The sequence below is a fragment of the Actinosynnema sp. NPDC023658 genome (genome assembly GCF_040639995.1).
Lineage (GTDB): Bacteria > Actinomycetota > Actinomycetes > Mycobacteriales > Pseudonocardiaceae > Actinosynnema.
This window is the reverse complement of the sequence record NZ_JBFAAX010000054.1, coordinates 1-24,248: the sequence shown is the minus strand read 5'-3', so window position 1 is coordinate 24,248 and position 24,248 is coordinate 1. Positions and strand designations below refer to the sequence as shown.

Sequence of the window (24,248 nt, the reverse complement as noted above, 5' to 3'; positions counted from 1 at the left end):
CCCGTCGGCGACCGCGGCACGGGTCAGCGACCGCTGCGCCGCGCTGGTGCGCGCCAGCGCCGCGTACTCGTCGGCCGCGACGGCCCGCGACACCGCCTTGGTGATCGCGATGAACGGCGTCGGCCTCGGCACCTCCAGCAACGCCAGCCCGGCGTCCCGGGCGGCCCGGACCAGGTCCTCGGGCACCCGGTCGTGGCTCAGGCCGGTGCCGAACCCGAGGCCCACCGCACCCGCCGCCACCAGCCGCCGCACGTAGTCGCCGTGCGGCCCGAGCGCGATGCCGGTGGTCAGCAGCAGCTCACCGCCCTCCAGGAACGGCGTCGGGTCGGCCAGCTCGGTGCTGTGCACCCACGCCACGGGCCGGTCCAGCCCGGCGTCCACGAGCACGGGCAGACCGACCTCGCGGGCCAGCGCCCCGACCGTCAACACCATGGACACTGTGTACAGCCCGCGACCGGTGGATCGCCACACCGGACACTGTCGTCGCACGGCCGGCGGGTCGATGCTGGAGCCATGGCCCGACTGCGCACGGAGATCCCCGGCCCCCGCTCCCGCGAGCTGGCCGAGCGGCGCAAGGGCGCGGTCGCGGCGGGCGTCGGGTCGGTGCTCCCGGTGTTCGTCGACCACGCCGAGCCGGGCCTGCTGGTCGACGTGGACGGCAACCGGTTGATCGACCTGGGCTCCGGCATCGCGGTGACCGGTGTCGGCAACCCCGCGCCCCGCGTCGCGCGGGCGGTGCACGAGCAGGTCGACCGGTTCACCCACACCTGCTTCATGGTCACGCCGTACGAGGGTTACCTGGACGTGTGCGAACGGCTGGCCGAGCTGACCCCCGGCGGGCACGACAAGCGCTCGGTGCTGCTCAACTCCGGCGCGGAGGCGGTGGAGAACGCGGTCAAGATCGCCCGGCACGCCACCGGGCGACCGGGTGTCGTGGTGTTCGACCACGCCTACCACGGCCGCACCAACCTCACCATGGCGTTGACGGCCCGGGAGATGCCCTACAAGCGCGGCTTCGGCCCGTTCACCCCCGAGGTGCACCGCGTCCCCGGTTCCCACCCCCTGCACGACGGCCTGGGCGGCGAGGAGGCGGCACGGCGGGCCGTCGCCGCCGTCGACCGACCGGACGGGATCGCGTGCGTCGTGGTCGAGCCGATCCAGGGCGAGGGCGGGTTCGTCGTGCCCGCGCCCGGTTTCCTGCCCGCCCTCGCGGACTGGTGCCGGTCGCACGGCGTGCTGCTGGTCGCGGACGAGATCCAGACCGGGTTCTGCCGCACCGGCGACTGGTTCGCGTGCGACCACGAGGGCGTGGTGCCGGACCTGGTGACCACGGCGAAGGGCATCGCGGGCGGCCTGCCGCTGGCCGCCGTCACCGGGCGGGCCGAGGTGCTGGACGCCGTGCACCCCGGCGGCCTGGGCGGCACCTACGGCGGCAACCCGGTCGCGTGCGCCGCCGCGCTGGGCGCGATCGACACCATGCGCGACCTCGACCTGAACGCCGCCGCGCGGCGCATCGAGGCGACCGTGCTGCCCCGCCTGCGCGCGCTCACCTCCGACGCGGTCGTCGAGGTGCGCGGCCGGGGCGCGATGCTCGCCGTGGAGCTGACCTCCGCCGAGGTCGCGGCGCGGGTGGCCGCCACCTGCCACGCGGCCGGGGTGGTCGTGCTGACCTGCGGCACCCGTGGGAACGTGATCCGCCTGCTGCCACCGCTCGTCATCCCGGACGAGCTGCTGGCCGAGGGCCTGGACGTGCTTGAAGGAGCCATCGAGTGACGACGACGCCGTACTGGGTCGCGGGACAGCCCGCGACGAGCGACGACCCGGTCGAGATCCGCACCCCGCACGACGGCGCCCTCGCCGGTGTGACGTCCCACGCGACCGCCGAGGACGTGGAACGCGCCGTCGCGTCCGCGCACGCCGTGGCCGAGGAGTTCGCAGGCCTGCCCGCGCACGCCAGGGCGGCCGCGCTGGACCACGTGTCGCGGCGGCTGGCCGAACGCGCCGACGAGGTGGCCGCGCTGATCACCGCCGAGTCGGGCAAGCCGGTGAAGTGGTCGCGGATGGAGGTCAACCGGGCGGTGTCGACGTTCCGCTGGGCCGCCGAGGAGGCGCGTCGGTTCTCCGGCGAGCTCCAGCGGCTGGACACCGACCCGGCGGCGAACGGTCGGTTGGCGTTGGTGCGGCGGGCTCCGCGCGGGCCCGTGCTCGGCATCGCGCCGTTCAACTTCCCGCTGAACCTGGTGGCGCACAAGGTCGCGCCCGCGCTGGCGGTCGGCGCACCGATCGTGGTCAAGCCGGCGCCCGCGACGCCGCTGGTGGCGCTGCTGCTGGGCGAGCTGCTGGCCGAGGCGGACCTGCCCGCCGGGTCGTGGTCGGTGCTGCCGGTGCCCAACGAGGTGGCGGGCGCGCTGGCCGAGGACCCCCGGCTGCCGGTGGTGTCGTTCACCGGGTCCGGTCCGGTGGGCTACTCGATCCTGGACCGGGTGCCGCGCAAGCACGTCGTGCTGGAGCTGGGCGGCAACGCGGCCGCCGTCGTCTGTCCTGATTGGACGGACCTGGACTGGGCGGCGCAGCGGATCGCGACGTTCTCGATGTACCAGGGCGGGCAGTCGTGCATCTCGGTGCAGCGCGTGTACGCGCACTCCGACGTGTACCCGGCGTTCGCCGACGCCGTGGTGTCGCACGTGCGCGGGCTCGGCACCGGCGACCCGACCGACCCGGCCACCGACGTCGGCCCGCTGATCAACGAGGCCGCGGCGCGGCGGGTCGAGGCGTGGGTGGACGAGGCCGTGGCGGCGGGCGCGCGGGTGCTGACCGGCGGCCGCCGGACGGGTGCGACCTACGAGCCGACCGTGCTGGCCGACGTGCCGCCCGCGTGCAAGGTGGTGGACGAGGAGGTGTTCGGCCCGGTCGTGGTGCTGGACGCCGTGCCGTCGGTCGACGAGGCGTTCGACCGGGTCAACGCGTCCCGGTTCGGGCTCCAGGCGGGACTGTTCACGCACGACGTCCGACTGGCGTTCCGCGCGGCCAAGCGCCTGGCCGTGGGCGGGGTGATCGTGGGTGACGTGCCGAGCTTCCGCGCCGACCAGATGCCGTACGGCGGGGTCAAGGAGTCCGGCACCGGCCGCGAGGGGGTGCGCGCGGCCATGGACGACCTGACCGAGCAGCGCGTCCTCGTCCTCACCGGACTGGAGCTGTAACCCGGCGTCCCGGCCGTTCGCCCCCTGGTCCCGCGCGCCGCGCGTGATCGGATCGACGCCGTCCGCCGCGTGGGCGACGGGGTGGGAGTGGCCGCGCGCCGGTACGGTCGCCCATCGTGGACAGGGTGCGGGTGACCTCGACGGCCGAGCTGGCCGGGGCCGGGCTGCCGCTCGACCGGCCGGTGCTCGTGCTGGTCGGCGGTGCGGCCAGGATGGACCGGGCGGACGTGGAGGCGCTGGCGCTCGTGCTGCGCGACCTCGTGCCGCTGCTGGACGAGTGCGGCGCGGCGGTGGTCGACGGTGGCACGGACGTCGGCGTGATGCGGGCCGCCGGGCTGGCGCGGGCGGCGGCGGGCGGCGCGTTCCCGCTGATCGGGGTGGCCGCCGAGGTCGCCGCGGACGTGGCCGCGTTCGAGCCGAACCACACCCACCTGGTGCTGGTGCCCGGCGGCACGTGGGGCGACGAGTCGCCGTGGCTGGCCGAGGTGGCCGGCGTGGTGGCCGGGTCGCGGCCCTCGCTGACCGTGCTGGTCAACGGCGGCGCGATCAGCTTCGAGGACGCCGAGCACAGCCTGGGCCACAACCGGCCGCTGGTCGTGCTGCGCGGCAGCGGGCGCACCGCGGACGCCATCGCGGAGGGCGCGGACGAGCGGTCCACCGCGATCGTGACGTCGCCGCTGACCACGGTGCTGGGCTACGACGAGCTGCCCGCGCACGTCGACCGCGTGCTGCGGGACGGGGACCGGTGACGGCCGCGAAGGGCCTGGACGAGTACCTGCCGGGGTGGATCTCCGTCCGCGCGGACAGGTCCGTCAGTCGTGGTCCGGGTGGAGGTGCTCCCACGCGCCGTCACCGGGGAGACGGCGGTCCGTCGTCGCGGGTTCGATCTCCAGTCGCGCGGCGGTGCCGTCGACGAGCTGCGGCCGTTGCGTGACGGTCCGGTCGAGCTGCCTGGCCAGCTTGGGGATGGTGGTCGACATCAGGTAGGTCTCCGCACCGGCCTCCAGCATGCGCCGGACCGGGCCGCGGTGGACGACGCCGAGCTCGCGGTCCTCGATCTCCGCGATGACGACCCGCGCCTTGGGGTACAGGCCCCGGAGGCTCCCGATCAGCTGCGGGCTGGCCGGTGGCACCAGCAGCACGTCCGCCGTCGTCGGCGCCGCGTGCATGTCGAGCACGATGTAGTCCGGGCCGAGCTGGGCGGACAGCGCCGACCGTGCCGACGCCGACAGCTTCATCGCCGTGGCGACCACCACCACGTCGTCTCCGTAGTCCGCGGTCGGCGGTCCGGGGACCTCGTCCGCCGGGAAACCGGGTACCGCCCCGGCACCGACCACGCCGCCCGTGCCGGAGATCGTCGCGATCGCGTCCCCGTTGCGGGTGATGACCAACTCCTCGCCGGGCCCCAGCCGATCGATCAGCGCCACGAGGTCGTCGGGGAGCCGCGTCACGTCGATCCGCGCGGTGTGCTCGTCGGTCACCGGTCCCAGGCTAGCTCGTTGATCGCCGGCGCCTGAGCGCCCGCACGCCGCCGGACCGCTGCACGGATCCGGCGCGGTGACGCGCCCCGGTGGCGCGGTCGGGTGCCTGGGGAACTGTGCCGCGCGTCAGGGCGACACGAGCACGGGGTTGGTGATCGCGGCCATCGACCCGTCGTCGTACCGCACCTGCACCCGCACGAAACCGGTGTCCGCGCCGGAGAAGCGCCACTCGACCGTCCCGGACCCGTGCGCGGGCAACGCTTCCCGGTGAGCGACGCCCTGCTCGGTGTGGAAGCTCACCGAGCCGGACGGTACGCCGACGACGTCGAGCCGTGCCACGACCGGTTCGCCGCGGGCGTGCACCCGGTCCCCGATGCCGGCGGCGCGATCACCGGCCAGGACCTCGAAAGACAGCTCGACGGCCGTCGAGTCCGCGAGCCAGCTGCGGCCGGCGCGCAGACCGGCCAGCACCGCGGCGGTGCTCAGCTCGTCGGCCAGCACCACGGTGTGCGGGCGGCCGAGCTGGCCCTCCAGGTGCGCGTCGCTGCTGCCGATCGCCGGCTGCCACCGACCGCGGTGCAGCCCTGCGGCGAGGCCGCGACCCCACTCCGCCGAGGCCGCCTCGTTGTCCGCGTTCCACGGCAGGTCCGAGCGCCACACCCCGTTCCACACCTCGACCAGGTCGAACGCGTCGAAGGGGTACATCAGCGCGCCACCGGGGTACGGGGCGTGCGGGTGAGCGGCCACGCACAGCCCACCGGCCTCGCGGACCGGCGCGAGGTGCCGGTCGAGCACGTCGTCGCGAACGCCGTAGCGCCACTCGACCTCCTGCCCCGGGGCGAGGCCCAGCGCGACCCAGTGGCCGGTGCGGGTGGTCACCTCCTGCCCCAGGACCACCAGCAGGTCGTCCCCGGCGACCGCTCCCCACCGTTCGTGGGCAGCCGCCGCGTTGTGCTCGGTCACCGCGATGAAGTCGAGCCCGAGCGCCCGCGCCTCCGCGGCCAACTGCTCCGGCGTCCGGTCCGTGCCGTGCGACTGCTCGGAGTGCACGTGGCAATCGCCGCGGTACCAACCACGCCCCCGGCCGACCACCCGCGTCGGCGGGGAGGACGCCGCCTGCCGCAAGTCCACGATCCCGTCGCCCCCTGCCACGACCGCAGACTAGCGAGACGCCGTCCGTCGACGGAGCCGAGCGCTCCCGGTCGATCACCCGGTCCTCGCCGCTTGTCCCGAACGGGACTCCGGAAGTCCGGAGTGGTGCTGCCGATGAACGACCGCACGTGGATCCGCCCGCAGTTGCCGGCTTTGAATGCCCCGGTGATGCCGACCGACCGGTCGGACCAGGTGGCTGTGCCGTTGTAGTAGATCGCCTCGCACGGGAGCGCGAAGGTGTGGGCAACCCTCGTCTCGTGACTCTGAGTCATGATCTGTTCGCGAACCGTTACATCGAAGGTTGACTCGTCGACGTTCATGCGAACAGGACAAGCAGGCGACAACCGCCCGAATGACGGTTGTCACGGCGCAGTCACGGAGAGTATGGTCTAGACCTGCCGCCGCGTATGGGTGAACGCTCCACCCAGCGCACTCGGGTTGGCGTTCGCCACAAGCGTTTCCGCCCATCCGATCAGAGGAGTCCACATGTCACTCCGCCGAAGGATCGCCGCAGTGGCGGCAGGCTTTCTCGTCGCCCCGCTCGTGACGGTCGCCCTGCCCTCGGCGCCCGCGTTCGCGCACGGATACGTGTCCTCACCCGCCAGTCGTCAGGCCCAGTGCGCCCGCGGTGTCGTGGCGTGCGGCGACATCAAGTGGGAGCCGCAGAGCGTCGAAGGCCCCAAGGGCCTGCGCAGCTGCAACGGCGGCGTCGCCCGGTTCGCCGAGCTGAACGACAACAGCAAGGGCTGGCAGGTCGCGAACACCGGCCGGTCGGTCACGTTCAACTGGACCTTCACCGCCCGGCACCGCACCGCCAGCTACGAGTACTACGTCAGCGGCAGGCGGGTCGGCTACTTCGACGGCGGCATGCAGCAGCCCCCGGCCACCGTGTCGCACACGGTGGACCTCGGTGCGTCCGGCCGTCAGACGGTGCTCGCCATCTGGAACATCGGTGACACCTCGAACGCGTTCTACGCGTGCATCGACGTGAACGCGAGCTGACAACCGGCGAGAGTCCTACGTCCAGGCCGCGAGAGTCCTACGTTCGCGAGCGGTGAGTTCAACGCTCAGCGACTGCGCTCAGGGGCGGGGTGGCGGGTCAGGCGGGGACCGGGGCGCGCGGGGTGGTGAGCAGCGGGGGCTCGCTCGGGGCGTTCAGCACCTCGTCGTCCAGCAGGCCCTCGGTGCGGGCGACCAGGACCGGGACGGTGATCTGGCCGGTCACGTTGGTGGCCGTGCGGACCATGTCCAGGATCGGGTCGATCGCGTAGACCACGGCGACACCGGTGGCGATGACCTCCGGCGGCATGTTCACCGCGCCCAGGGTCAGCGTCAGCATGGTGAACCAGCCGGTGGTCCCGGCGGTGGCCAGCGCGCCGAACACGGCGACCGCGACGATCGCCACGTACTGCCACACGCCCAGCTGCACGCCGAACAGGTTCGCGATGAACACCGTGGCGATGGCCGGGTACACGGCGGCGCAACCGTCCATCTTCGTGGTGGTGCCCAGCGGCACGGCGAACGACGCGTAGTCGTTGTCGACGCCGAGGTTGGCCGCGGTCTGCCTGCTCAGCGGCAGGGTCGCGCCCGACGAGCGGGACACGAAGGCGAACTGGATCGCGGTCCACGCCTTCGCGAAGAACGTCACCGGCGACACCCGGCCGACGAACCGCAGCAGCAGCGGGTACACCACGAACAGCACCAGCAGCGACCCGCCGTACACGGCCGCGATCAGCGAGAACAGCGGTCGGACGAACGAGTTGCCGTACGTGGCGAACGCGGTGCCGATCAGGCCGAACACGCCGATCGGCGCGAGCAGCACGACCCAGCCGACGATCTTCTGGATCAGGTCGAACGCCGACCGGGTCAGCGTGACGAACGGCGTGGCCTTCTCACCCAGCGCGTACGCGGCGAAGCCGACCAGCACCGAGATGAACACGACCTGGAGCACCTCGCCCTCGGTGAAGGCGCTGAACAGGTTGGACGGGATCAGGGTGTCCAGCAGGGTGCTCCACGAGCCCTGGTCGCGGGCGGCGAGCTTCTCCACCGCCGCCTGCGACGGCTCGACGTGCACGCCCGAGCCGGGCTTGAAGATCAACGAGATGGCGAGGCCGATGAGCACGGCGATCAGCGACGTGGTGGCGAACCACAGCAGCGTCTTGCCGCCCAGCCGCGCCGCGCGGTTCGTGCCCAGGCGGCGGAGGCTGGTGATGCCCACGACGATCGCGGTGAACACCAGGGGGATGACGGTGAACTGCAAGAGGCTGGTGAAGACGTCACCGATGTGACCCAGGGTGGTGGTGAGCCACGCCTGACCGGTGGTCTTGGCCAGGTACCCCGCGAGCGCGCCCAGGACGAGCGCGGCGAGGACGGTGACGCCGAACACCTTCGGCTTGGTGTAACTGCGGACGAACGACACGACGTGCTCCGGGTTGGCTGCGCAGGGGTGGACGACGGGAGGGGCGTCAGCCCTGACAGCCCGTGTTCGTCCTGCGCCCGAAGTCGATGTGACGGCGGCGCGTCAGCAGTTCACCCACAGCTCTCCCAACGCGAAGGTGCTTCGGAGAGCTTCCCGGATCAGCGGAAATGTGACAACGGCTACCAGATGTCGGACACCGCGACGTCCACTTGACGCAGCAGGGCGCGCGTGAGCGGCAGGCTGATGCCGATGACGCTGGACGGATCGCCGTCGATGCCGTCCACGAACCAGCCGCCCAGGCCGTCGAGCGTGAACGCGCCCGCGACGTGCAGCGGCTCGCCGGTCGCCAGGTAGGCCTCCAACTCGTCGTCGGACGGGCGGCCGAACCGGACCAGCGTCGCCTCGTGCCCGACGGCGCGCGCCACGACCCGCCCGCCGCGCAGCCGCAGCACGGCGTGCCCGGTCAGCAGGGTGCCGGTGGTGCCGGCCATCTTCTTCCACCGCTCGCGCGCGACCTCGACCGTGCCCGGCTTGCCGTGCACCTCGCCGTCGGCGGTGCGCAGCATCGAGTCGCAGCCGACGACCACCGCGTCATCGTCCTCGTCGCGGGCGATGGCCTCGGCCTTCGCCGTCGCCAGCGCCGTGACCAGCTCTTCCGGCGTCGGGTCGGCCAGCGAGGCGGCCAGCGCGTCCTCGTCGACGCCGGACACGCGGACGACGGGTTCGACCCCGGCGGCGCGGAGCACGGCCAGGCGGGCGGGGGACTGGGAGGCGAGGACGAAGCGCACGGCGTGCAGCCTAGGACGTGCCGCGGGACGGCCGCCCGGTGCGGGACCGCAGTGCTGCGTAGAACTACCGATGCGCACGGCGAGGCGCTTGGGCACCCTCGAAGAGGTGCAGCGATTGGCTCTGGTGGTGCGCCGGGTCGACCGCGGGCGAGGGCGTCACCGGTGGCTCCTGGCGGTGCCGGCCGTCCTGCTCCTGGTCCTGGCGGCTCGGGTCGTGTCCACCGACCCCGTCGGCTACGGAGTGCCGTTCTGGCCGTTCGCGAACGGCAGCGACCGCGTCGAGTACCGCGTCATGGACGAGGTGACCACGATCGCGCGGGCGTTGCGGCATCTCGACGCGGTGCCGTCGGCGGTGGCCGCCGAGGGCGTCGAGGTCCTGGAGGCGCGGACCGGCGTCGACACCATGTGGATGCGGGTGCGCCTGCACGTGCCGGACGGGACGCGGTGCCGCGAGGTGACCGTGCTCGGTGACACGGGCGTGCGGGTCAACTCACGGCGCGTCGACTGCTGAGCGGTTCTCGACCGTCGAGCGGTTCTCGACCGTCGAGCGGGTCGGGGCACGCCGACGACCGCCGCCGGTGTGGTGATCCGACGGCGGTCGCGTGCGGGTTGGGAGGGCTCAGCCGGGCAGGCCGAAGGACCGCCACGCGCCCGGGCCGTGCGGCAACGGGCGCCTGACCTGCCTGGACTTGTCCGACCACGCCGAGCGCGTCGGCTCGTCGCCCGCCGGACCACCGGCCGAGGCCAGTCCGGCCACGACCGCTGCCAGCGCGGCCAGCTCCACGTCGTCCGGGTTCCCGCGCACCACCCGGAGGTGCGGTGCCCCGCTCACAGCGGGATGTTCCCGTGCTTCTTGGGCGGCAGCGCCTCGCGCTTGTCGCGCAGCATCGCCAGCGCCCTGGCGACGTACGAACGCGTGAAAGAGGGAGGGATCACACTGTCAACATAGCCGCGTTCGGCGGCCACGTAAGGGTTGCAGAGGGTGTCTTCGTACTCTTGCTGCAAACGGGCCCGAAGCGCGTCGACGTCCTCACCTTCGGCCACCGCGTTCGCCAACGTCTTGCGGTGCACGATGTTCGCCGCGCCCTGCGCGCCCATGACCGCGATCTGCGCCGTCGGCCACGCCAGGTTGACGTCCGCGCCCAGGTGCTTGGAGCCCATCACGTCGTACGCGCCGCCGTAGGCCTTCCGGGTGATCACGGTGACCAGCGGCACGGTCGCCTCGGCGTAGGCGTAGATCAGCTTCGCGCCGCGCCGGATGATGCCGTTCCACTCCTGGTCGGTGCCGGGCAGGAAGCCGGGCACGTCGACGAAGGTCAGCACCGGGACGTTGAACGCGTCGCAGGTGCGCACGAACCGCGCCGCCTTCTCCGAGGCGTCGATGTCCAGGCAGCCCGCGAACTGGGTGGGCTGGTTGGCCACGATGCCGACGGAGTGGCCGTCCACCCGGCCGAACCCGACCAGGATGTTCGGCGCGAACAGCGGCTGGACCTCCAGGAACTCGCCCTCGTCCAGCACGCGGGTGATGACCTCGTGCATGTCGTAGGGCTGGTTGGCCGAGTCCGGGACCAGCGTGTCGAGCTCGCGGTCGGAGTCGGTCACCGACTCCTCGACCGAACCGTGCACCAGGTCGTCGGGCGCGTCGAAGACCGGCGGCTCGGACATGTTGTTCGCGGGCAGGTAGGACAGCAGCTCCTTGACGTAGGAGATGGCGTCCTCCTCGTTGTCACCGAGGTAGTGCGCGTTGCCCGACTTGGTGTTGTGCGTGCGCCCGCCGCCCAGCTCCTCGAAGCCGACGTCCTCGCCGGTGACGGTCTTGATCACGTCCGGGCCCGTGATGAACATGTGCGAGGTCTTGTCGACCATGACCACGAAATCGGTCAGCGCGGGCGAGTAGACGTGGCCGCCCGCGTTCGCGCCCATGATCAGCGAGATCTGCGGCACGACGCCGGACGCGGCCACGTTGCGGCGGAAGATCTCGCCGTAGAGGCCGAGCGAGACGACGCCCTCCTGGATGCGCGCGCCGCCGCCCTCGTTGATGCCGATGATCGGCCGGCCGGTCCTGATCGCCAGGTCCATGACCTTGACGATCTTCTCGCCGTAGACCTCGCCGAGCGAGCCGCCGAAGACCGTGACGTCCTGGCTGAACACGCACACCGGACGGCCGTCGACGGTGCCGTAGCCGGTCACCACGCCGTCGCCGTAGGGCCGGTTGCGCTCCTGGCCGAAGTTGGTCGAGCGGTGCCGCGCCAGTTCGTCCAGCTCGATGAACGAACCCGGGTCGAGCAGCAGCTCGATGCGCTCGCGGGCGGTCTTCTTGCCCTTGGCGTGCTGCTTCTCGACCATGCGCGCCGAGCCGGCGTGCACGGCCTCCTCGTTGCGCCGGTACAGGTCGGCCAGCTTCCCGGCCGTGGTGTGGACGTCCGGCTCCTCGCCGATGGGGGCGGTCGCACTGCTCATAGCGCGGCAGCTTAACTCTGCCCGATCGCCGCTCCTCCGGAGACGGCGGCGAGGTCGCTGGGGAGTCGGGCGTTCGCGGCCGATTTCACTGCGATCGGAGGACGTGATGGCCGTGAAATGGGTCACGACCGCCCGACGCGACGGTGCTGGTGGCCGCTCCCCCGGAGACGGCGGCGAGCGAAGAGCGTGATCGCCGTGATAGGTCACGAACGCCCGACGCGACCTCGCGATCGTCCGCCGGCGGCACGGAGGGCCGTTGACCTCCAGCGCGGTGGAGGTTGCAGGCTTGGCCGCGGCGACCCGTCCCGCATCCACACCGCTCCGACGAAGCGAGCGGGGCGGGTCGCTCATAAGGTGCGGACGTGACTCTGGACACCGCCGCACTGCGCGACAAGCTCATCGGTCCCTACGCGGCACTGGACGTGGTGGCCGAGACCGGTTCCACCAACCACGACCTGCGCGGCGCGGCGAGCCGGGGCGCGCACGACCGCACCGTCCTCATCGCGGAGCGGCAGAGCGCCGGGCAGGGGCGGCGCGGCCGGGGCTGGATCTCGCCCGGCGGCGGCCTCTACGTGAGCGTGCTGTTCCGCCCGACCGGGGTGCCGCCGTCGCGCCTGCCGTGGTTGACGCTGCTCGCGGGCCTGGCGCTGGTCCGCACTGCGGCCGGCCTGGGTGTCGGGGCGACCCTGAAGTGGCCGAACGACCTGCTCATCGGTGACGCCAAGGCGGCGGGCGTGCTGGCCGAGATCACCGCGGGCGTGGCGCAGGCCGTGGTCGTCGGCATCGGGCTCAACGTGGCCGCGCTGCCCGACGACGTCGAACCGGGCGCGGGCGGGCTGCGGCCGACCAGCCTCGAGGACCACGCCGGTCCGCTGGACCGCACGGCGGTGGCGATCACGCTGCTCACCGAGCTGGCCGCGCTGGAGCAGCAGTGGCGGCGGGCGGGCGGCGACGAGCCGTCGTTGCGCGACGAGTACCGCCGCCACTGCGTCACGCTGGGCAGCCGGGTGCGGGTGGACCTGGCCCGCGGCGAGCCGCTCATCGGCACGGCCCACGACCTGGAGCCCGACGGCACGCTCGTGGTGCGCGACGCCGAGGGCACCGACCACTCCGTTTCCGCCGGGGACGTGGTGCACCTGCGGGTACGGTGAGGTCGCCCCGAGAGGACGACTCCGGGGCGAGCGCCGCCACCTAAGGGGACCGCCGTGGCCTACCCGGACGACCTGCTCAGCCCCGGCGAGCACGTCGTGATCCACCAGCACCCGCACTGGAAGACGCTGCTCGGTCCGGTGCTCGCGCTCGTCGTCGCGGTCGGCGGTGGCGCCTACCTCGCGGTGGTGGTGTCGGACCTGGGCTGGACGCCGGTCGCGTGGATCGTGCTCGGCGCGCTCGTCGCGGTGCTCGTCGCCTGGCTGACGGCGGCGCCGCTGCTGCGCTGGCGCACCACGCACTTCATCATCACCAGCGAACGGGTGATGTACCGGATCGGCGTGCTCAAGCGCACCGGCCTGGACATCCCGCTGAGCCGCGTCGACAGCGTCCGCTTCGAGCACAACCTGGTGGACCGGCTGTTCGGCTGCGGCACGCTGATCATCGAGTCGGCGTCGGACGAGCCGTTGGAGTTCGACGACATCGGGCGGGTGGAGAAGGTGCATTCGCTGCTGTACCGGGAGATCAACGACAACCCGGCCGACGACCACCGGACGGAGGACAGGGTCACAGATGGGCGCGCGTGAAGTCGGCCTGCCGGACACGGTCGGCGCGGATGGACTGCCGGACCGCGTGACGATCTGGGAGGTCGGACCGCGGGACGGGCTGCAGAACGAGTCCGAGGTCGTGCCGGTCGGCACCAAGCTGGAGTTCCTGGACCGGCTGGCCGACGCGGGCGGCACGGTCCTGGAGGCCACGAGCTTCGTGCACCCCCAGTGGGTGCCGCAGCTGGCCGACGCCGAGGAGCTGCTGGCCGGTCTGGTCAAGCGCCCCGGCGTGGCCTACCCGGTGCTGGTGCCCAACGAGCGCGGGCTGGAACGGGCGTTGCGGGCGGGCGTCGAGCACGTGGCGATCTTCGCCAGCGCCACCGAGACCTTCGCGCAGCGCAACCTCAACCGGTCGCTGGACGAGCAGTTCGCCATGTTCGACCCGGTCGTGTCCCGCGCCAAGGCCGAAGGGCTGGCCGTGCGCGGGTACGTGTCGATGTGCTTCGGCGACCCGTGGGAGGGCGCCGTGCCGCGTGACCAGGTCGTCGGCGTCGGCAAGAGGCTGCTGGACATGGGCTGCGACCAGCTGTCGCTCGGTGACACGATCGGGGTGGCGACCCCCGGTCAGGTGACCGCGCTGCTGGCCGGCTTCGACGGGGTCGACCGGCTCGCCGTGCACTTCCACGACACGTACGGGCAGGCGTTGGCGAACACGCTGGCCGCGTTGCAGGCCGGTGTGCGGACGGTCGACTCGTCGGCGGGTGGCCTGGGTGGCTGCCCGTACGCGGAGTCCGCGACCGGCAACCTGGCCACCGAGGACCTGGTGTGGATGCTCGACGGGCTCGGCGTCGAGCACGGCGTGGACCTGGACAAGCTCGCGGACACGAGTGCGTGGATGGCGGAGCGGTTGGGCCGGCCGAGCCCGTCGCGGGTGGTCCGGGCGCTGCGGGGGTAGTGCGGTGCGGGTCGTCGAGCCGACCCCCGGAGACGTGGCCGCTGCCGGAGGAGCTGTTCCGGCCGGACGGCACGCGGTCGGGGCGCTGGTGAACGCCGTGGGGGCGCTGTGATCGAACGGCACCCCGGCGTCCTGGTGTGGCGGCTGCCCGAGCCGGTTCTGGCGATCTCGTCCGGCCCGCACGGCGGTGGGCTGGGCCTGCGGCACTGGGTGCTGAACGCGACCGTGCCCAAGGACTACGCGCGGCTCGACCCGGACGCGCACGTCGGTGAGATCGCGGCGGACCTCGGCCTGCGCGGCGCGGGCACCGGGCTCCTCACCGCCGTCGACGTGCGGGACGTGGTGGTGGAGGCCGACGGCGGTGTGCGGTCCTGGGTGACGACCGGGATCGGCGCGCACCCGACGTGGGCGGCCGGACCGCCGGCCGAGGACGTGCCCGACGAGGACGTGCCCGGCGACGTGCCCGCGGTGGGCACCATCAACGCGGTGTGCGTGCTGCCGGTGCGGCTGGCGGACGCGGCCCTGGTCAACGCCGTCGCGACGGTTGCCGAGGCCAAGGCGCAGGCGTTGGGCGAGGCGGGCGTGCCGGGCACCGGGACGGTCACGGACGCGGTCGTGCTGCTGTGCCCGGCGGACGGCCGGGTCGAGCCCTACGGCGGGCCCCGGTCGGTGGTCGGGGCCGCGTTGGCCCGAACGGTCCACCGCGCCGTCCTCGCCGGGATTTCCCTGGAACGACGCGGAACCGGGGTCGGGGTCGTAACGTCCAACGCGCGACCGACGACCATGCCCGGCGACGGCGAGAACCGGAGGTGGCCGTGACGACCGATCACCGCGCCCAGGTGGACGAGCTGCTCGCCGACTACCGGCGCAGCCGCGACCAGCTGGCGTCCGTGCAGCGCGACCTGGCCCGGATCTCCGGTTCGGCCACCAGCCCCGACGGCTCGGTGACCGCCGTGGTCGACGCCAGGGGCACGCTCACCGACCTGGAGCTGGGCGACGGCGCGTACCGGTTGCGGCCGGCGCAGCTCGCCCAGCTGATCGTGCGCACGACGCGGGAAGCGGTGGCCAGGGCCGCCGAGGGCGCCTACCGGACGTTGAGCCCGGTGCTGCCGGCCGGCACGGACCCCGAGGCGCTGGTGCGCGGCACCGCCGACCTCCGTCCGGAGGAGATCCGCCCGGACGACACCGAAGCGTTCCCGTCGGCGGAACCGAAGCGACGTCGCCCGGCCGTCGACGACGAGGACTTCGAGCAGCGCGAGTGGCTCGAGTCCGACACCACCACCCCGATCCGCACGCGGGCGAGGAGAACGAGATGACCGGCTTCCGGACCGACCTCGCCCGGCTGGCCGAGGGCGCCGACGACTTCGCCGCGTTCGCAGAGCGGGCCGGGAAGATCGCCGGCGAACTGGGCGGCGTGCTCGACTCGATCGGCGCGTGCTGGGGCGGTGACGCGATCGGGCAGAGCTTCGCGTCGAGCCACGTGCAGCCGTCGGGCGAGGCGTTGAGCGGGTTGAACGGGTTGAGCGCCGGGTTCGGCGGCATCGGTGAGCGCTTCGCCGAGACGGCCCGGACCTACCGCGACACCGAAGAGGGCAACCGCAACGCGCTCGGCGCGATCTGACTCAGGGGGCCGTGATGGGGATCGAGCTGCCGGCCGAACTGGCCGACGTCGCCGCCAAGGCCGGGGTCTCCTGGCCCCAGGCCGACGAGGACGCGTTGCGCGCGTCCGCGACCGCGTGGCGCGAGGCGGGGACCAAGCTGTCCACGTTGGCGGGCGAGTCCGACGGGTCGGCGGGCAAGGCGCTGGCCGCCATGTCCGGGTCGACCGCGGACGCGGCGCGCGGCCACTGGAACAAGTTCACCGCGCCGGACGGCACGCTGAACTCCGTGGTGCGCGGCTGCCACGCGGCGGCCGACCGGCTGGACCACGCCGCCGAGCAGATCGGCGCGGCCAAGGTCGAGCTGGTGCGCGAGCTGGTGAACCTGGCGAAGAACAACGACGCGGCGCAGCAGGCCGCGAACGCCGGGCACCCGACGGCGTTGCTGGGGCTGGACGCGGCGGTGCGCGGTGCGGCGGCGAACGTCGCCCACCTGACCGATACGCTGGCCAGTGCGGTGCGGCTGGACAGCGGTGTGCAGATCGGCGGGCACCACCCGCCGGTCGACGCCAACCCCGGTGCGCACGGGCACGGTGACGCGGGTCAGGGCGCCGGCGCCGGTCATGGTGCCGGTCATGGTGGCGGTGCCGCCGGTGGTCCCGGCCAGTCGCACGGCGGTGGTCCGCTCGGTAATGGCGGTCCGCTCGGCGGCGGCCTGCTCGGCGGCGGTCAGGGCGGAGGGCTGCTCGACGGCCTGCTGCCCGGCTCCGAGGGCACGGCCGGTGCTCCGGCCGGTGCGGCTCCCGGCGGTGCGCACGGTGCTCCCGGTGGGGCGGTCCCGGGTGCCGGCCAGTCGCCCGGCTTGGTCGGTGGCCTGGTCGGCGCGGTGACCGACACGGTCGGCGCGGTGGCGGAGCCCGTCGTGCAGACGGTCGGCTCGGTCGCGCCGCCCGTCGCGGCCGTGGTGGAACCGGTGCTGGACCGGGCCGGCGAGGTCGCCCACGGCGTCGGCGGCGCGGTGGACGGCGCGGTCGGCCACACGGTCCAGGGCGCGGCGGACGTGGTCCACGGCGCGGTCGACACCGTGGCACCGGGGCGCGACAACGGACCGGGCAACGGACCCGGTCACGACAACGGGCCGGGCAACGGACCCGGCTACGACAACGGACCGGCGCAGGGCAACGGACCCGGCCGGCCAAGCGCGGCACCCAACCTCGGCAACGTGGTCGGGGACTTGGTGAACCCGGTCCTCGGCCCGGGGGCGGCCGGCCCGGTCGTGGACGCGGTCGTCCACACCGAGGGCGTGGTCCACCAGTCGGCGGCGGCGGTCCTGGACCGACCGCTGCTCCCGCCCGTGGACGCGTCGCACGCGCCCGCCCAGCCCGCCGCACCGGCCGCGAACCCGACCGCACCGCAAGGACCCGCGTTCAACGCCCCGTCCGTCGGTGGCCCCTCCGGGGGCGGACTGCCCGCGGCGGCTCCGGCCGTCGCCCAGGCGGCCCCGGTCGCGAACGCCGCCGCCAATGCCGCTGCGAACGCCGCGGCCAACGCGCCGGCCAACGCCGCCACGACCAACCAGGCACCCGGTCAGCAGGCGGCCCAGAAGGCCGACGCCCGCGCCACCCAGCCCGGTCAGCCGCAGCCCGGCCAGACGGCACCCGGACAGCCCTCATCCGGTCAGTCCCAGCCGGGCCAGACGCCGGCCGGTCAGTCGGGCCAGGGTCAGCAGGGCTCGGGTCAGGGCGGTCAGGCCAAGGACGCGGGCGCGGCCCCGGCCAAGGGCGACGCCGCCGCCAAGGCGGACGGCCAACCGAAGACCGACAGCGGCCAGTCGAAGGCCGACGGCGCGGTCAAGGGCGACCTCAAGGACACGCAGGCGAAGGACATCAAGGACGCCTTGGCCGCCGTAGCCCAGCAGGTGACGGACGGCGACCTCGGGTTCGCGATCATCCCCGTCCCGGTGGGCGGTCGCGGTGCCACCGGGACGCTCCCGGCCGGCCCCGCGTCGGGCGTCCTGCCGACCTCGGTGGCAGCGGACGACACCCCGTCCGGCCCCCCGGTCAAGGCCGCGCAGACCGCCGAACCGACCAACGAGACCGTGGCGCTGTTCCTGCTGCACATGTTCCCCGGCGGGATGCTCCCGCCGCCCAGCGCCGAGCCCGCCCGCCAACTGCCCGCGCCGTCGGAGGACGAGACCTTCGCGGCGGGGCTGCGCTTCGAGCCGCAGGGTCACCCGGACGGGCACCTGGTGGACGACTCCGCCCGGTTCGGCCTGGACCTGCGGGTCGCCATCGCGGGCCCGGACGGGGTGCGGTCCCGGCTCTCCGGCGCGGACCCGACCGACGCGGCGTCGACCGACGCGGTGCCCGCCGACCCGGTGCCGGCGGTCAACCGGCCGCGGCTCGTCCTCACGCCCGGCGGCTCGCCCGACCCGGCGCTGCTGGACGGTTACGACCCCCTGGCGGGGCTGCACGAGCGCGACTGGGACCGCCGCTTCCTGGTCCGGGCCGACCCGCCCGAGTACGCCTGGCCGCCCGGTGAGCTGTTCCCCGAGGGCGGTTACGAGGCCGGTCAGCCCGGTGTCCTGGCGGTCGGCGTGGAGCTGGACCGGTTCGGCGGGCCGGAAGGCCGGGTGCTGTCCCAGCTCGGCACGCCCTACGCCGAGCGCTCGCTGCCGCCCGCCCTGGTCGGCGCCGGCTACCACCGCTACCGCGTGGCCAAGGTGCTGCCGGTGTGGTTCACCCTGTCCGCCGAGTGGTTCGGCCAGCCCGGCGGCGGGGCGCGCTTCCGCGCCACCCACCCGGTAGCCGACCTCGTCGCGCTGGGCTACCTGGAGGAGATGGCATGAACGCGGAGTCGATCCAGGGCTGGCTGCTGGCGGTCGGCGTGCCCGCCGAGGTCGTGTCGATCGGGACCGAGGCCGACAACACGTGGTGCCTGCTGCCGAGCGAGGAGGGCTTCGAGGTCTTCTGGCGCGAGCAGGGCAACCGGTACGACTGGGCGGCGTTCACCAGCGAGGACGTCGCCTGCCACTACCTGTTCGGCCGGCTGGTGTGGGCGCAGGTCGTGCGCGGCGCGGTCGGCGTGCTGCCCCGACCCGACAACCGACCCGAAACCCCGCAGCCGGAGGCCGCACAGCCTGCGCAGACCGCGCATTCGGACAGCGCGCAGCCGGAAGCCGCACAGCCGCAGGCCGCGCCTAGCGAGGCGTGAAGTCGGCCCGCCAGGGCACGCCCACCACGTCCTCGGCCTTCGGCACGGGCAGGAACAGGGCGAACGTCGCGGGCCGGGCGGTGGACAGCTCCAGCCGCCCGCCGTCCGCGTCCACCAGCGCGCGCGCCAACGCCAGCCCCACGCCGGTGGACCCGCCGCCGGACACCCCGCGCTCGAAGATGTGGTGCGCCAGCTCGTCCGGCACGCCCGAGCCGCCGTCGGCCACCTCCACGACCACCGTCCCGTCGTCACGCCGCGCGGAGACGACGACCAGGCCCTCACCGTGCCTCAGCGCGTTGTCCAGCAGCACCCCGATGGCCTCACGCAGCCGCGCGGGCGTGGCGCGGGCCAGCAGACCGTCCGGCACCTTCACCCGCAGCGCGCGCCCGACGCGGCGCAACGGCTCGCGCCACTCCTCAGCGATGGCCCGCAGCTCGGTGCCGAGGTCGAGCGGTTCCGCACCGACCGCGCGGGCGGCCCGCGCGGCGGCCAGCATCTCGTTGAGCACCTCGGCCAGCCGTTCGGCCTGCTCCAACGCCGCCCGCGCCTCGACCGCCGTGTCCGGGTCGGGGTGCAGCGCCAGCGCCTCCAACCGCAGCTGCAACGCGGTCAACCGGCTGCGCAGCTGGTGCGAGACGTCACCGACCAGCTCCCGCTCCCGCTGCACGAGCTCCGCCAGCGCACCCGCGGACCGGTCCAGCGCGTCGGCGACGAGGTCCAGCTCGGGCACGCCGTGCCGCCGGTCGTCCCGCCGGAAGTCGCCCGCCCCCAGCCGGGCCGCGCGCGCCGCCACGTGCCGCAACGGCTTGGCGAGCTTGCGCGCCGTCACCGTGGCCACCACCGTGCCGGTGCTCACCGACAGCACGACCAGCAGCACGACCAGCGCCGCCACCTGGTACTGCGCGGTGCGCATCGGAGCCGCCGTCAGCTCCAGCCGGACGGTGCCCTGCTGCGCGATCGGCACCTCCACCGCCAGCGGGTCCGGGCCGGGTTGCCGGCCGAACTCCAGCGTGCCGCCGGACGACGTGACCAGGAGGTGACCGCCCTCGGGCACGCCCACCTCGACCGGTTTGAGGTCGATCGGCCGCCCGCTCGCGATCTGGTCGTCGATGGACGCCGCGATCCGCTGCGCCCGTGACGCCAGGTCGGTCCGGGCGCCGTCCTCCACCAGCCGCAGCGCCGTGTAACCGAGGGGGATGCCGAGGGCGAACCCGGTGACCGCGACGGCCAGCAGGATCGCCCGCAGGATCCGGGTGCGCATCAGTCGGCGGTGTTGAAGCGGAAGCCGACACCGCGCACGGTGGCGATGCGGCGTTCGACCGAGCGCACGTCGCCGAGCTTCCGCCGCAACCACGACATGTGCATGTCGAGGGTCTTGCTGCTCTTGAGCTCCGGGTCGTTCCAGACCTCGGAGAGGATCTCGTCGCGGTGCACCACCTGGCCCGCGCGTTGGATCAGCACGCGCAGCAGCTCGAACTCCTTGTTCGCCAGCTGCACCTCCATGCCGTCCACGGTGACGCGGCGGGCCCCGAGGTCCATCCGCACGCCGTTGACCTCCAGCGTGCCGGGCGCGCGGCGGCGCAGCAGGGCGCGGATGCGGGCCATCAGCTCGGCCAGCCGGAACGGCTTGGCCACGTAGTCGTCCGCGCCCGCGTCGAGACCGACGACGAAGTCGACCTCGTCGGACCGCGCGGTGAGCATCAGCACCGGCAGGCCGCGCCCGCCGGCGCGGAGTCTGCGGCACACCTCCAGCCCGTCCATCCCGGGCAGGCCGAGGTCGAGCACCAGCAGGTCGATACCGCTGTGCTCGGCTGCGTCCAACGCACCCGGGCCATCGGTGACCACCTGCACCTGATACCCCTCCCGCTGCAACGCGCGGGAGAGCGGTTCGGCGATCGCCGGGTCGTCCTCGGCCAACAAGACCACGCTCACACCACCCAGCGTAGGCGTGGCACGATCCGGTGCGTGTCCGACCTTCGTGCAGATCTGTCCTTGGCGCTCCGGTTGGCCGACGAGGCCGACAAGATCACCACCGCCCGGTTCCGCGCGCTCGACCTGGTGGTGGAGCGCAAGCCCGACCGCACGCCGGTGACGGACGCGGACGTGGCGGTCGAGGACGCGATCCGCGCGGTGCTCGCGGTGGAGGCGCCGGGCGACGAGGTCGCGGGCGAGGAGCGCGGCGGCACGGCGGGCGAGGGCCGGGCGTGGGTGGTCGACCCGATCGACGGCACCAAGAACTTCCTGCGCGGCGTGCCCGTGTGGGCGACCCTGATCGCGCTGGTCGTGGACGGCGTGCCGGTGGTCGGCGTGGTCAGCGCGCCCGCGTTGGGCCGCCGGTGGTGGGCCTCGGCGGGCGGTGGCGCGCACACCTCGGACGCGACGGGTGAGCGGCCGATCTCCGTGTCGGCGGTGCGCGACCTGTCCGACGCCTACCTGTCCACCACGAACCTGGGCACGTGGGTCGAGCACCACTCCCGCGAGGCCTACCTGGACCTGGTCGACGCGTGCTGGGAGAACCGGGCGTTCGGGGACTTCTGGCAGCACTGCCTGGTCGCGGAGGGCGCGATCGACGTGGCCGCGGAGCCGATCGTGAACCCGTGGGACGTGGCGCCGTTCCAGGTGCTGGTGACCGAGGCCGGCGGCCGGTTCAGCGACCTCGGCGGTGTGCCGCGCTTCGATGGCGGCACCGTGCTGACCAGCAACGGGCACCTGCACGAGGCGGCGCTGAAGGTGCTGACCGAGGGCCGTTGACCCCCGGCCGCCGCCGTCGTCAGGGGTGGCCGAGCGGGTTCTCGTCGTCGAGGCGGTCGTAGGACCTGGTCACGCGGCGCGGGCGGAAGTCGGCCTCGGGGAAGACCCACTTCTTGTAGCCCCACCAGCGGAACGCCATGGCGATCAGGGTGCCGACGACCTGGGCGCTGAGGAAGTCGGACAGCTCCTCGGCCACCCGGCTGATGTGCGGCTCCTGCAGGTGCAGCAGGTAGCGCGAGACCCACAGCGGCAACGAGTTGAGCGCGATGCCGATGCCGTTGACCAGGAAGAACAGCGCCGCCTCGTGCCGGCGGGCCCGACCGCCCCTGGTCTTGAACGACCACTCGCGGTTGAGCACGTACGAGACGATGGTGGCGACCAGCGTCGCCACGATCTTCGCGGTGACCGGCTTCTCGCTGAGCACGGTCGTCTTCAGGGTGAAGAAGATGACCGTGTCGATCACGAAGCAGACGCCGCCGACCACGGCGAACTTCAGCAGCTCCCGGTGCTTGAGGGCCAGCGAGCGCAGCGGTTCGGGCAGGCGCCGGACGACGCTTTCGACAACGGACACCCGAGCAGTCTACGGAAAGCGGTGTGGAAGACCTGTTCAGGCGACTTCGCGCTGATCGTCGTCCATGACCCGCAGCGGCCGCACCGACGGCCGGGCGTCCGCCTCGGGGAACACGAACTTCCGCATCGCCCAGAACTTGAAACCAGTGGCCAGGAGCATGCCGATCACCGATCCGGAGACGAAGTCGGCGGCCTCGGAGTGCAGGTCGAACACGTGCCGCGAGACGTAGAGCGGGAGCAGGTTCACCCCGATGCCCATGCCGCTGACCAGGAAGAACAGGGCCGCCTCGTGGTGCCGCTCACGCCCGCCGCGGGTGTGGAAGGACCACTCGCGGCTGAGCACGTACGACGAGATGACCGCCACCAGCACCGCGATGGCCTTGGCCGTGACCACCTTGTCCTGCAGGACGGTCAGCTTCAGCGCGTACCAGACCCCGTTGTCGATCACGAAGGTCGTGCCGCCCACGACGGCGAAGCGGATCAGCTCGCGGTGCTTGTTGATCAGGAAGCGGACCGGTTGCGGCAGCAGACCCAGGACCCTGCGCACTAGTGGCAGCACCGGGGCAGGCTACCGACAGCGTGATCGAACGATCACGAAGGGGTGCGGCAGTGGCCGGGCAGCAGCACGTCCAGCAGCGGCGGCAGCCACGGTGACCTGGGCTGACACGGCTCGCTGCGGTCCGGTGGCGTGGTCGGCGCCGGCTCGGTCGTGGTCGGCTCCGCGGGCGGCGTCGAGGCGGGGACCGACGGTTCGGTGGACGGGCTCGACGGCTCCGTCGGGGTGGACGGCTCGGTGGTCGTCGGCGTGGTCGGCCGCGTGGTGGTCGTGGTCGTCGTCGGTGGCGGCGTCGAGCGCGTGGTCGTCGGTTCCGGGGTGGTCGTGGGCGTGTCCTCCGGCGGCTGCGGGTGGTGGTGGTCGTCGTCGCCGGGACGCATCGAGATGGGCACCTCGACGCTCTCCGACGCGGTGCCCAGGGTCGCTGAGACGCGCACCACCCCGTCGCGGTGCGGAGACCCGAAGGCCCACACCCCCAGCCGGAACGACTCGCCGCGCGCCAGCGGCACCTCGCACACCACCCGGTTCCACCCGCGCTCGCAACCGCGCCGGAGCGCGACCAGGGTGAGGTGCTCGTCGGCCTCCACGACCAGCCGCAGGTCCGCCGCCCGGCCGCCGGTGTTGGTGGCCTCGACGTCCAACCGGGGTTCCCAGAACCCGTGCTGCCACTTGCGGACCAGCAGCTCCAGGTCGTCGCGCGCCGGGCGCACCTCGACGCCGAAGTCGATCGGCACGCTCAGCGACGTGCCCGCGGTGACGGTGCCGGTGATGCGGCCGGTCATCGCCTCCCAGTCGGCCCGCACCCGGAACAGGAACGTCGCCGTGCCGCCGGGCGCGATGCCCTGCGCGGTCGCGCACGTCACCGTGCCGACCCCGGCCGGGCAGGGCACGGACTGGTCCGCCGCGCCGTCCAGCCCGACCACCCGCGCGCCGGCGAACGACGCGGCGGGGCCGACGGACCGGACGCCGGGCGGCAGCACCAGCGCGGTGCTCACCGGTCCCGAGGCCGTCTCGCCGGAGTTGCGCACGGTGACCGGCAGGTCGACCGGCTCCTCGCCGGGCGTCAGGACGAACCCGCCGGGCAGGACCGGCACCAGGTTCGGCGGTGCCGGCTGGGGCTCGGGCTCGGGCTCGGGCTCGGGCTGCGGCTGAGGTCCGGGTTCCGGCGACGGCGCGGGTTCGGTGGTGGGTTCGGGTTCGGTCGGCGCGGGTTCGGTCGTGGGCGCCGGCTCGGTGGTGGGGGCCGGGGAAGTGGAGGCGGGCGGCGTCGACGCGGGGGGCGTGGTGGCGGCCGGCGGCCGGGTGGGCTGCGCAATCGCGGAGGTGGGCGCCGGCGCGGTCTGGGCCGCGGGCACCTCCTGCTCCTCGCCGGAGGCCAGGCCGATCACCACGGCGACCACCAGGGCCG

The 24,248-nt window shown here is 73.5% G+C and carries 24 protein-coding genes and 2 pseudogenes; 14 read left to right on the top strand and 12 right to left on the bottom strand.

The genetic code is table 11. The features are described 5' to 3' along the window. On the bottom strand, window positions 1-432 hold a 432-nt coding region (locus tag AB0G02_RS09970; protein WP_360792096.1), incomplete at its 3' end, for a PucR family transcriptional regulator ligand-binding domain-containing protein. A gap of 81 nt (window positions 433-513) precedes the next feature. Here AB0G02_RS09970 and gabT point away from each other — a divergent pair. The 3 genes from gabT (at window position 514) to AB0G02_RS09955 (ending at window position 3,949) form a co-directional block, all read left to right on the top strand. Beyond that, window positions 514-1,773, top strand: a complete 1,260-nt coding sequence (gene gabT, locus AB0G02_RS09965; protein WP_360792094.1) for a 4-aminobutyrate--2-oxoglutarate transaminase — start codon at window positions 514-516, stop codon at window positions 1,771-1,773. Continuing rightward, entirely contained in the window at window positions 1,770-3,200 is a 1,431-nt protein-coding gene (locus tag AB0G02_RS09960) for an aldehyde dehydrogenase family protein (protein ID WP_360792092.1), read from the top strand. The genes gabT and AB0G02_RS09960 overlap by 4 nt, the downstream gene beginning before the upstream one ends. 116 nt (window positions 3,201-3,316) lie before the next feature. Then, window positions 3,317-3,949 carry a hypothetical protein gene (locus AB0G02_RS09955; protein WP_360792090.1) on the top strand — a complete coding sequence of 211 codons (633 nt, stop codon included), beginning with the start codon at window positions 3,317-3,319 and terminating at the stop codon, window positions 3,947-3,949. Window positions 3,950-4,012: 63 nt separating this feature from the next. On the opposite strand, the gene AB0G02_RS09950 is transcribed toward AB0G02_RS09955, so the two are convergent. Both AB0G02_RS09950 and AB0G02_RS09945 read right to left on the bottom strand, forming a co-directional pair. Then, on the bottom strand, window positions 4,013-4,681 hold the full coding sequence (locus AB0G02_RS09950; RefSeq protein WP_360792088.1) for a hypothetical protein: 669 nt from the start codon (window positions 4,679-4,681) through the stop codon (window positions 4,013-4,015). A 126-nt stretch (window positions 4,682-4,807) separates the two neighbouring features. Beyond that, window positions 4,808-5,833 (bottom strand): CehA/McbA family metallohydrolase, encoded by a 1,026-nt coding sequence (locus tag AB0G02_RS09945; protein WP_360792086.1) that lies wholly within the window; start codon window positions 5,831-5,833, stop codon window positions 4,808-4,810. 486 nt (window positions 5,834-6,319) lie between these two features. On the opposite strand from AB0G02_RS09945, the gene AB0G02_RS09940 reads away from it, so the two are divergent. Continuing rightward, window positions 6,320-6,835 (top strand): lytic polysaccharide monooxygenase auxiliary activity family 9 protein, encoded by a 516-nt coding sequence (locus tag AB0G02_RS09940; RefSeq protein ID WP_360792084.1) that lies wholly within the window; start codon window positions 6,320-6,322, stop codon window positions 6,833-6,835. A 97-nt stretch (window positions 6,836-6,932) separates the two neighbouring features. Here AB0G02_RS09940 and AB0G02_RS09935 read toward each other — a convergent pair whose 3' ends face one another. Both AB0G02_RS09935 and AB0G02_RS09930 read right to left on the bottom strand, forming a co-directional pair. After that, window positions 6,933-8,252, bottom strand: a complete 1,320-nt coding sequence (locus tag AB0G02_RS09935; protein WP_360792082.1) for a dicarboxylate/amino acid:cation symporter — start codon at window positions 8,250-8,252, stop codon at window positions 6,933-6,935. Window positions 8,253-8,431: 179 nt separating this feature from the next. Beyond that, the gene (locus tag AB0G02_RS09930; RefSeq protein ID WP_360792080.1) at window positions 8,432-9,040 is read right to left on the bottom strand and encodes a Maf family protein; all 609 of its coding nucleotides are present in this window, start codon (window positions 9,038-9,040) and stop codon (window positions 8,432-8,434) included. A gap of 106 nt (window positions 9,041-9,146) precedes the next feature. Here AB0G02_RS09930 and AB0G02_RS09925 point away from each other — a divergent pair, with 106 nt between their 5' ends. Next, window positions 9,147-9,551 (top strand): hypothetical protein, encoded by a 405-nt coding sequence (locus AB0G02_RS09925; protein WP_360792078.1) that lies wholly within the window; start codon window positions 9,147-9,149, stop codon window positions 9,549-9,551. Window positions 9,552-9,659: 108 nt separating this feature from the next. On the opposite strand, the gene AB0G02_RS09920 is transcribed toward AB0G02_RS09925, so the two are convergent. Both AB0G02_RS09920 and AB0G02_RS09915 read right to left on the bottom strand, forming a co-directional pair. Further along, window positions 9,660-9,872 (bottom strand): acyl-CoA carboxylase subunit epsilon, encoded by a 213-nt coding sequence (locus AB0G02_RS09920; RefSeq protein WP_360792076.1) that lies wholly within the window; start codon window positions 9,870-9,872, stop codon window positions 9,660-9,662. Beyond that, window positions 9,869-11,500, bottom strand: a complete 1,632-nt coding sequence (locus AB0G02_RS09915) for an acyl-CoA carboxylase subunit beta (RefSeq protein ID WP_360792074.1) — start codon at window positions 11,498-11,500, stop codon at window positions 9,869-9,871. The genes AB0G02_RS09920 and AB0G02_RS09915 overlap by 4 nt, the downstream gene beginning before the upstream one ends. 362 nt (window positions 11,501-11,862) lie before the next feature. Between AB0G02_RS09915 and AB0G02_RS09910 the strand changes: the two genes are divergently transcribed. The 8 genes and pseudogenes from AB0G02_RS09910 to AB0G02_RS09875 form a co-directional block, all read left to right on the top strand. Next, entirely contained in the window at window positions 11,863-12,651 is a 789-nt protein-coding gene (locus tag AB0G02_RS09910; RefSeq protein WP_360792072.1) for a biotin--[acetyl-CoA-carboxylase] ligase, read from the top strand. A 54-nt stretch (window positions 12,652-12,705) separates the two neighbouring features. Further along, the gene (locus tag AB0G02_RS09905; RefSeq protein ID WP_360792070.1) at window positions 12,706-13,236 is read left to right on the top strand and encodes a PH domain-containing protein; all 531 of its coding nucleotides are present in this window, start codon (window positions 12,706-12,708) and stop codon (window positions 13,234-13,236) included. Continuing rightward, on the top strand, window positions 13,223-14,152 hold the full coding sequence (locus AB0G02_RS09900) for a hydroxymethylglutaryl-CoA lyase (protein WP_360792068.1): 930 nt from the start codon (window positions 13,223-13,225) through the stop codon (window positions 14,150-14,152). The genes AB0G02_RS09905 and AB0G02_RS09900 overlap by 14 nt, the downstream gene beginning before the upstream one ends. A 108-nt stretch (window positions 14,153-14,260) precedes the next feature. Then, on the top strand, window positions 14,261-14,971 hold the full coding sequence (locus tag AB0G02_RS09895; protein WP_360792066.1) for an adenosylcobinamide amidohydrolase: 711 nt from the start codon (window positions 14,261-14,263) through the stop codon (window positions 14,969-14,971). Further along, window positions 14,968-15,468 carry a YbaB/EbfC family nucleoid-associated protein gene (locus AB0G02_RS09890; RefSeq protein ID WP_360792063.1) on the top strand — a complete coding sequence of 167 codons (501 nt, stop codon included), beginning with the start codon at window positions 14,968-14,970 and terminating at the stop codon, window positions 15,466-15,468. Before AB0G02_RS09895 ends, AB0G02_RS09890 begins: the two co-directional genes overlap by 4 nt. Continuing rightward, entirely contained in the window at window positions 15,465-15,773 is a 309-nt protein-coding gene (locus AB0G02_RS09885; protein WP_360792060.1) for a hypothetical protein, read from the top strand. Before AB0G02_RS09890 ends, AB0G02_RS09885 begins: the two co-directional genes overlap by 4 nt. Window positions 15,774-15,787: 14 nt before the next feature. Continuing rightward, a complete protein-coding gene (locus AB0G02_RS09880) occupies window positions 15,788-18,598 on the top strand; it encodes a TNT domain-containing protein (RefSeq protein ID WP_360792056.1) in 2,811 nt (936 codons plus the stop codon). Continuing rightward, window positions 18,595-18,843, top strand: a pseudogene (locus AB0G02_RS09875) (hypothetical protein); the annotation flags it as partial. The gene AB0G02_RS09880 and the pseudogene AB0G02_RS09875, both read left to right, overlap by 4 nt. Window positions 18,844-18,949: 106 nt before the next feature. Here AB0G02_RS09875 and AB0G02_RS09870 read toward each other — a convergent pair. Beyond that, on the bottom strand, window positions 18,950-20,224 hold the full coding sequence (locus AB0G02_RS09870) for an ATP-binding protein (protein ID WP_360792053.1): 1,275 nt from the start codon (window positions 20,222-20,224) through the stop codon (window positions 18,950-18,952). Beyond that, entirely contained in the window at window positions 20,224-20,889 is a 666-nt protein-coding gene (locus AB0G02_RS09865; RefSeq protein WP_360792100.1) for a response regulator transcription factor, read from the bottom strand. The genes AB0G02_RS09870 and AB0G02_RS09865 overlap by 1 nt, the downstream gene beginning before the upstream one ends. A gap of 39 nt (window positions 20,890-20,928) precedes the next feature. Between AB0G02_RS09865 and hisN the strand changes: the two genes are divergently transcribed. Further along, window positions 20,929-21,714: a histidinol-phosphatase gene (hisN, locus tag AB0G02_RS09860; RefSeq protein ID WP_360792050.1), complete on the top strand. Its 786-nt coding sequence runs from the start codon at window positions 20,929-20,931 to the stop codon at window positions 21,712-21,714. Between the two features lie 19 nt (window positions 21,715-21,733). Here hisN and AB0G02_RS09855 read toward each other — a convergent pair whose 3' ends face one another. The 3 genes and pseudogenes from AB0G02_RS09855 to AB0G02_RS09845 all read right to left on the bottom strand — a co-directional run. Continuing rightward, window positions 21,734-22,285, bottom strand: coding sequence for a GtrA family protein (locus tag AB0G02_RS09855; protein ID WP_360792047.1), 552 nt, complete (start codon window positions 22,283-22,285; stop codon window positions 21,734-21,736). 36 nt (window positions 22,286-22,321) lie between these two features. Further along, on the bottom strand, window positions 22,322-22,840 hold the full coding sequence (locus AB0G02_RS09850) for a GtrA family protein (protein WP_360792098.1): 519 nt from the start codon (window positions 22,838-22,840) through the stop codon (window positions 22,322-22,324). Window positions 22,841-22,875: 35 nt separating this feature from the next. After that, a pseudogene (locus AB0G02_RS09845) lies at window positions 22,876-24,248 on the bottom strand (hypothetical protein); the annotation flags it as partial.

What these genes read in the sequence shown, in the direction of transcription:
- gabT (WP_360792094.1), top strand. Translation starts at nt 514, where the DNA reads ATGGCCCGACTGCGCACGGAGATCCCCGGCCCCCGCTCCCGCGAGCTG.
- AB0G02_RS09940 (WP_360792084.1), top strand. Translation starts at nt 6,320, where the DNA reads ATGTCACTCCGCCGAAGGATCGCCGCAGTGGCGGCAGGCTTTCTCGTC.
- AB0G02_RS09915 (WP_360792074.1), bottom strand. Translation starts at nt 11,500, where the DNA reads ATGAGCAGTGCGACCGCCCCCATCGGCGAGGAGCCGGACGTCCACACC.
- AB0G02_RS09900 (WP_360792068.1), top strand. Translation starts at nt 13,223, where the DNA reads ATGGGCGCGCGTGAAGTCGGCCTGCCGGACACGGTCGGCGCGGATGGA.
- AB0G02_RS09885 (WP_360792060.1), top strand. Translation starts at nt 15,465, where the DNA reads ATGACCGGCTTCCGGACCGACCTCGCCCGGCTGGCCGAGGGCGCCGAC.
- AB0G02_RS09880 (WP_360792056.1), top strand. Translation starts at nt 15,788, where the DNA reads ATGGGGATCGAGCTGCCGGCCGAACTGGCCGACGTCGCCGCCAAGGCC.
- AB0G02_RS09870 (WP_360792053.1), bottom strand. Translation starts at nt 20,224, where the DNA reads ATGCGCACCCGGATCCTGCGGGCGATCCTGCTGGCCGTCGCGGTCACC.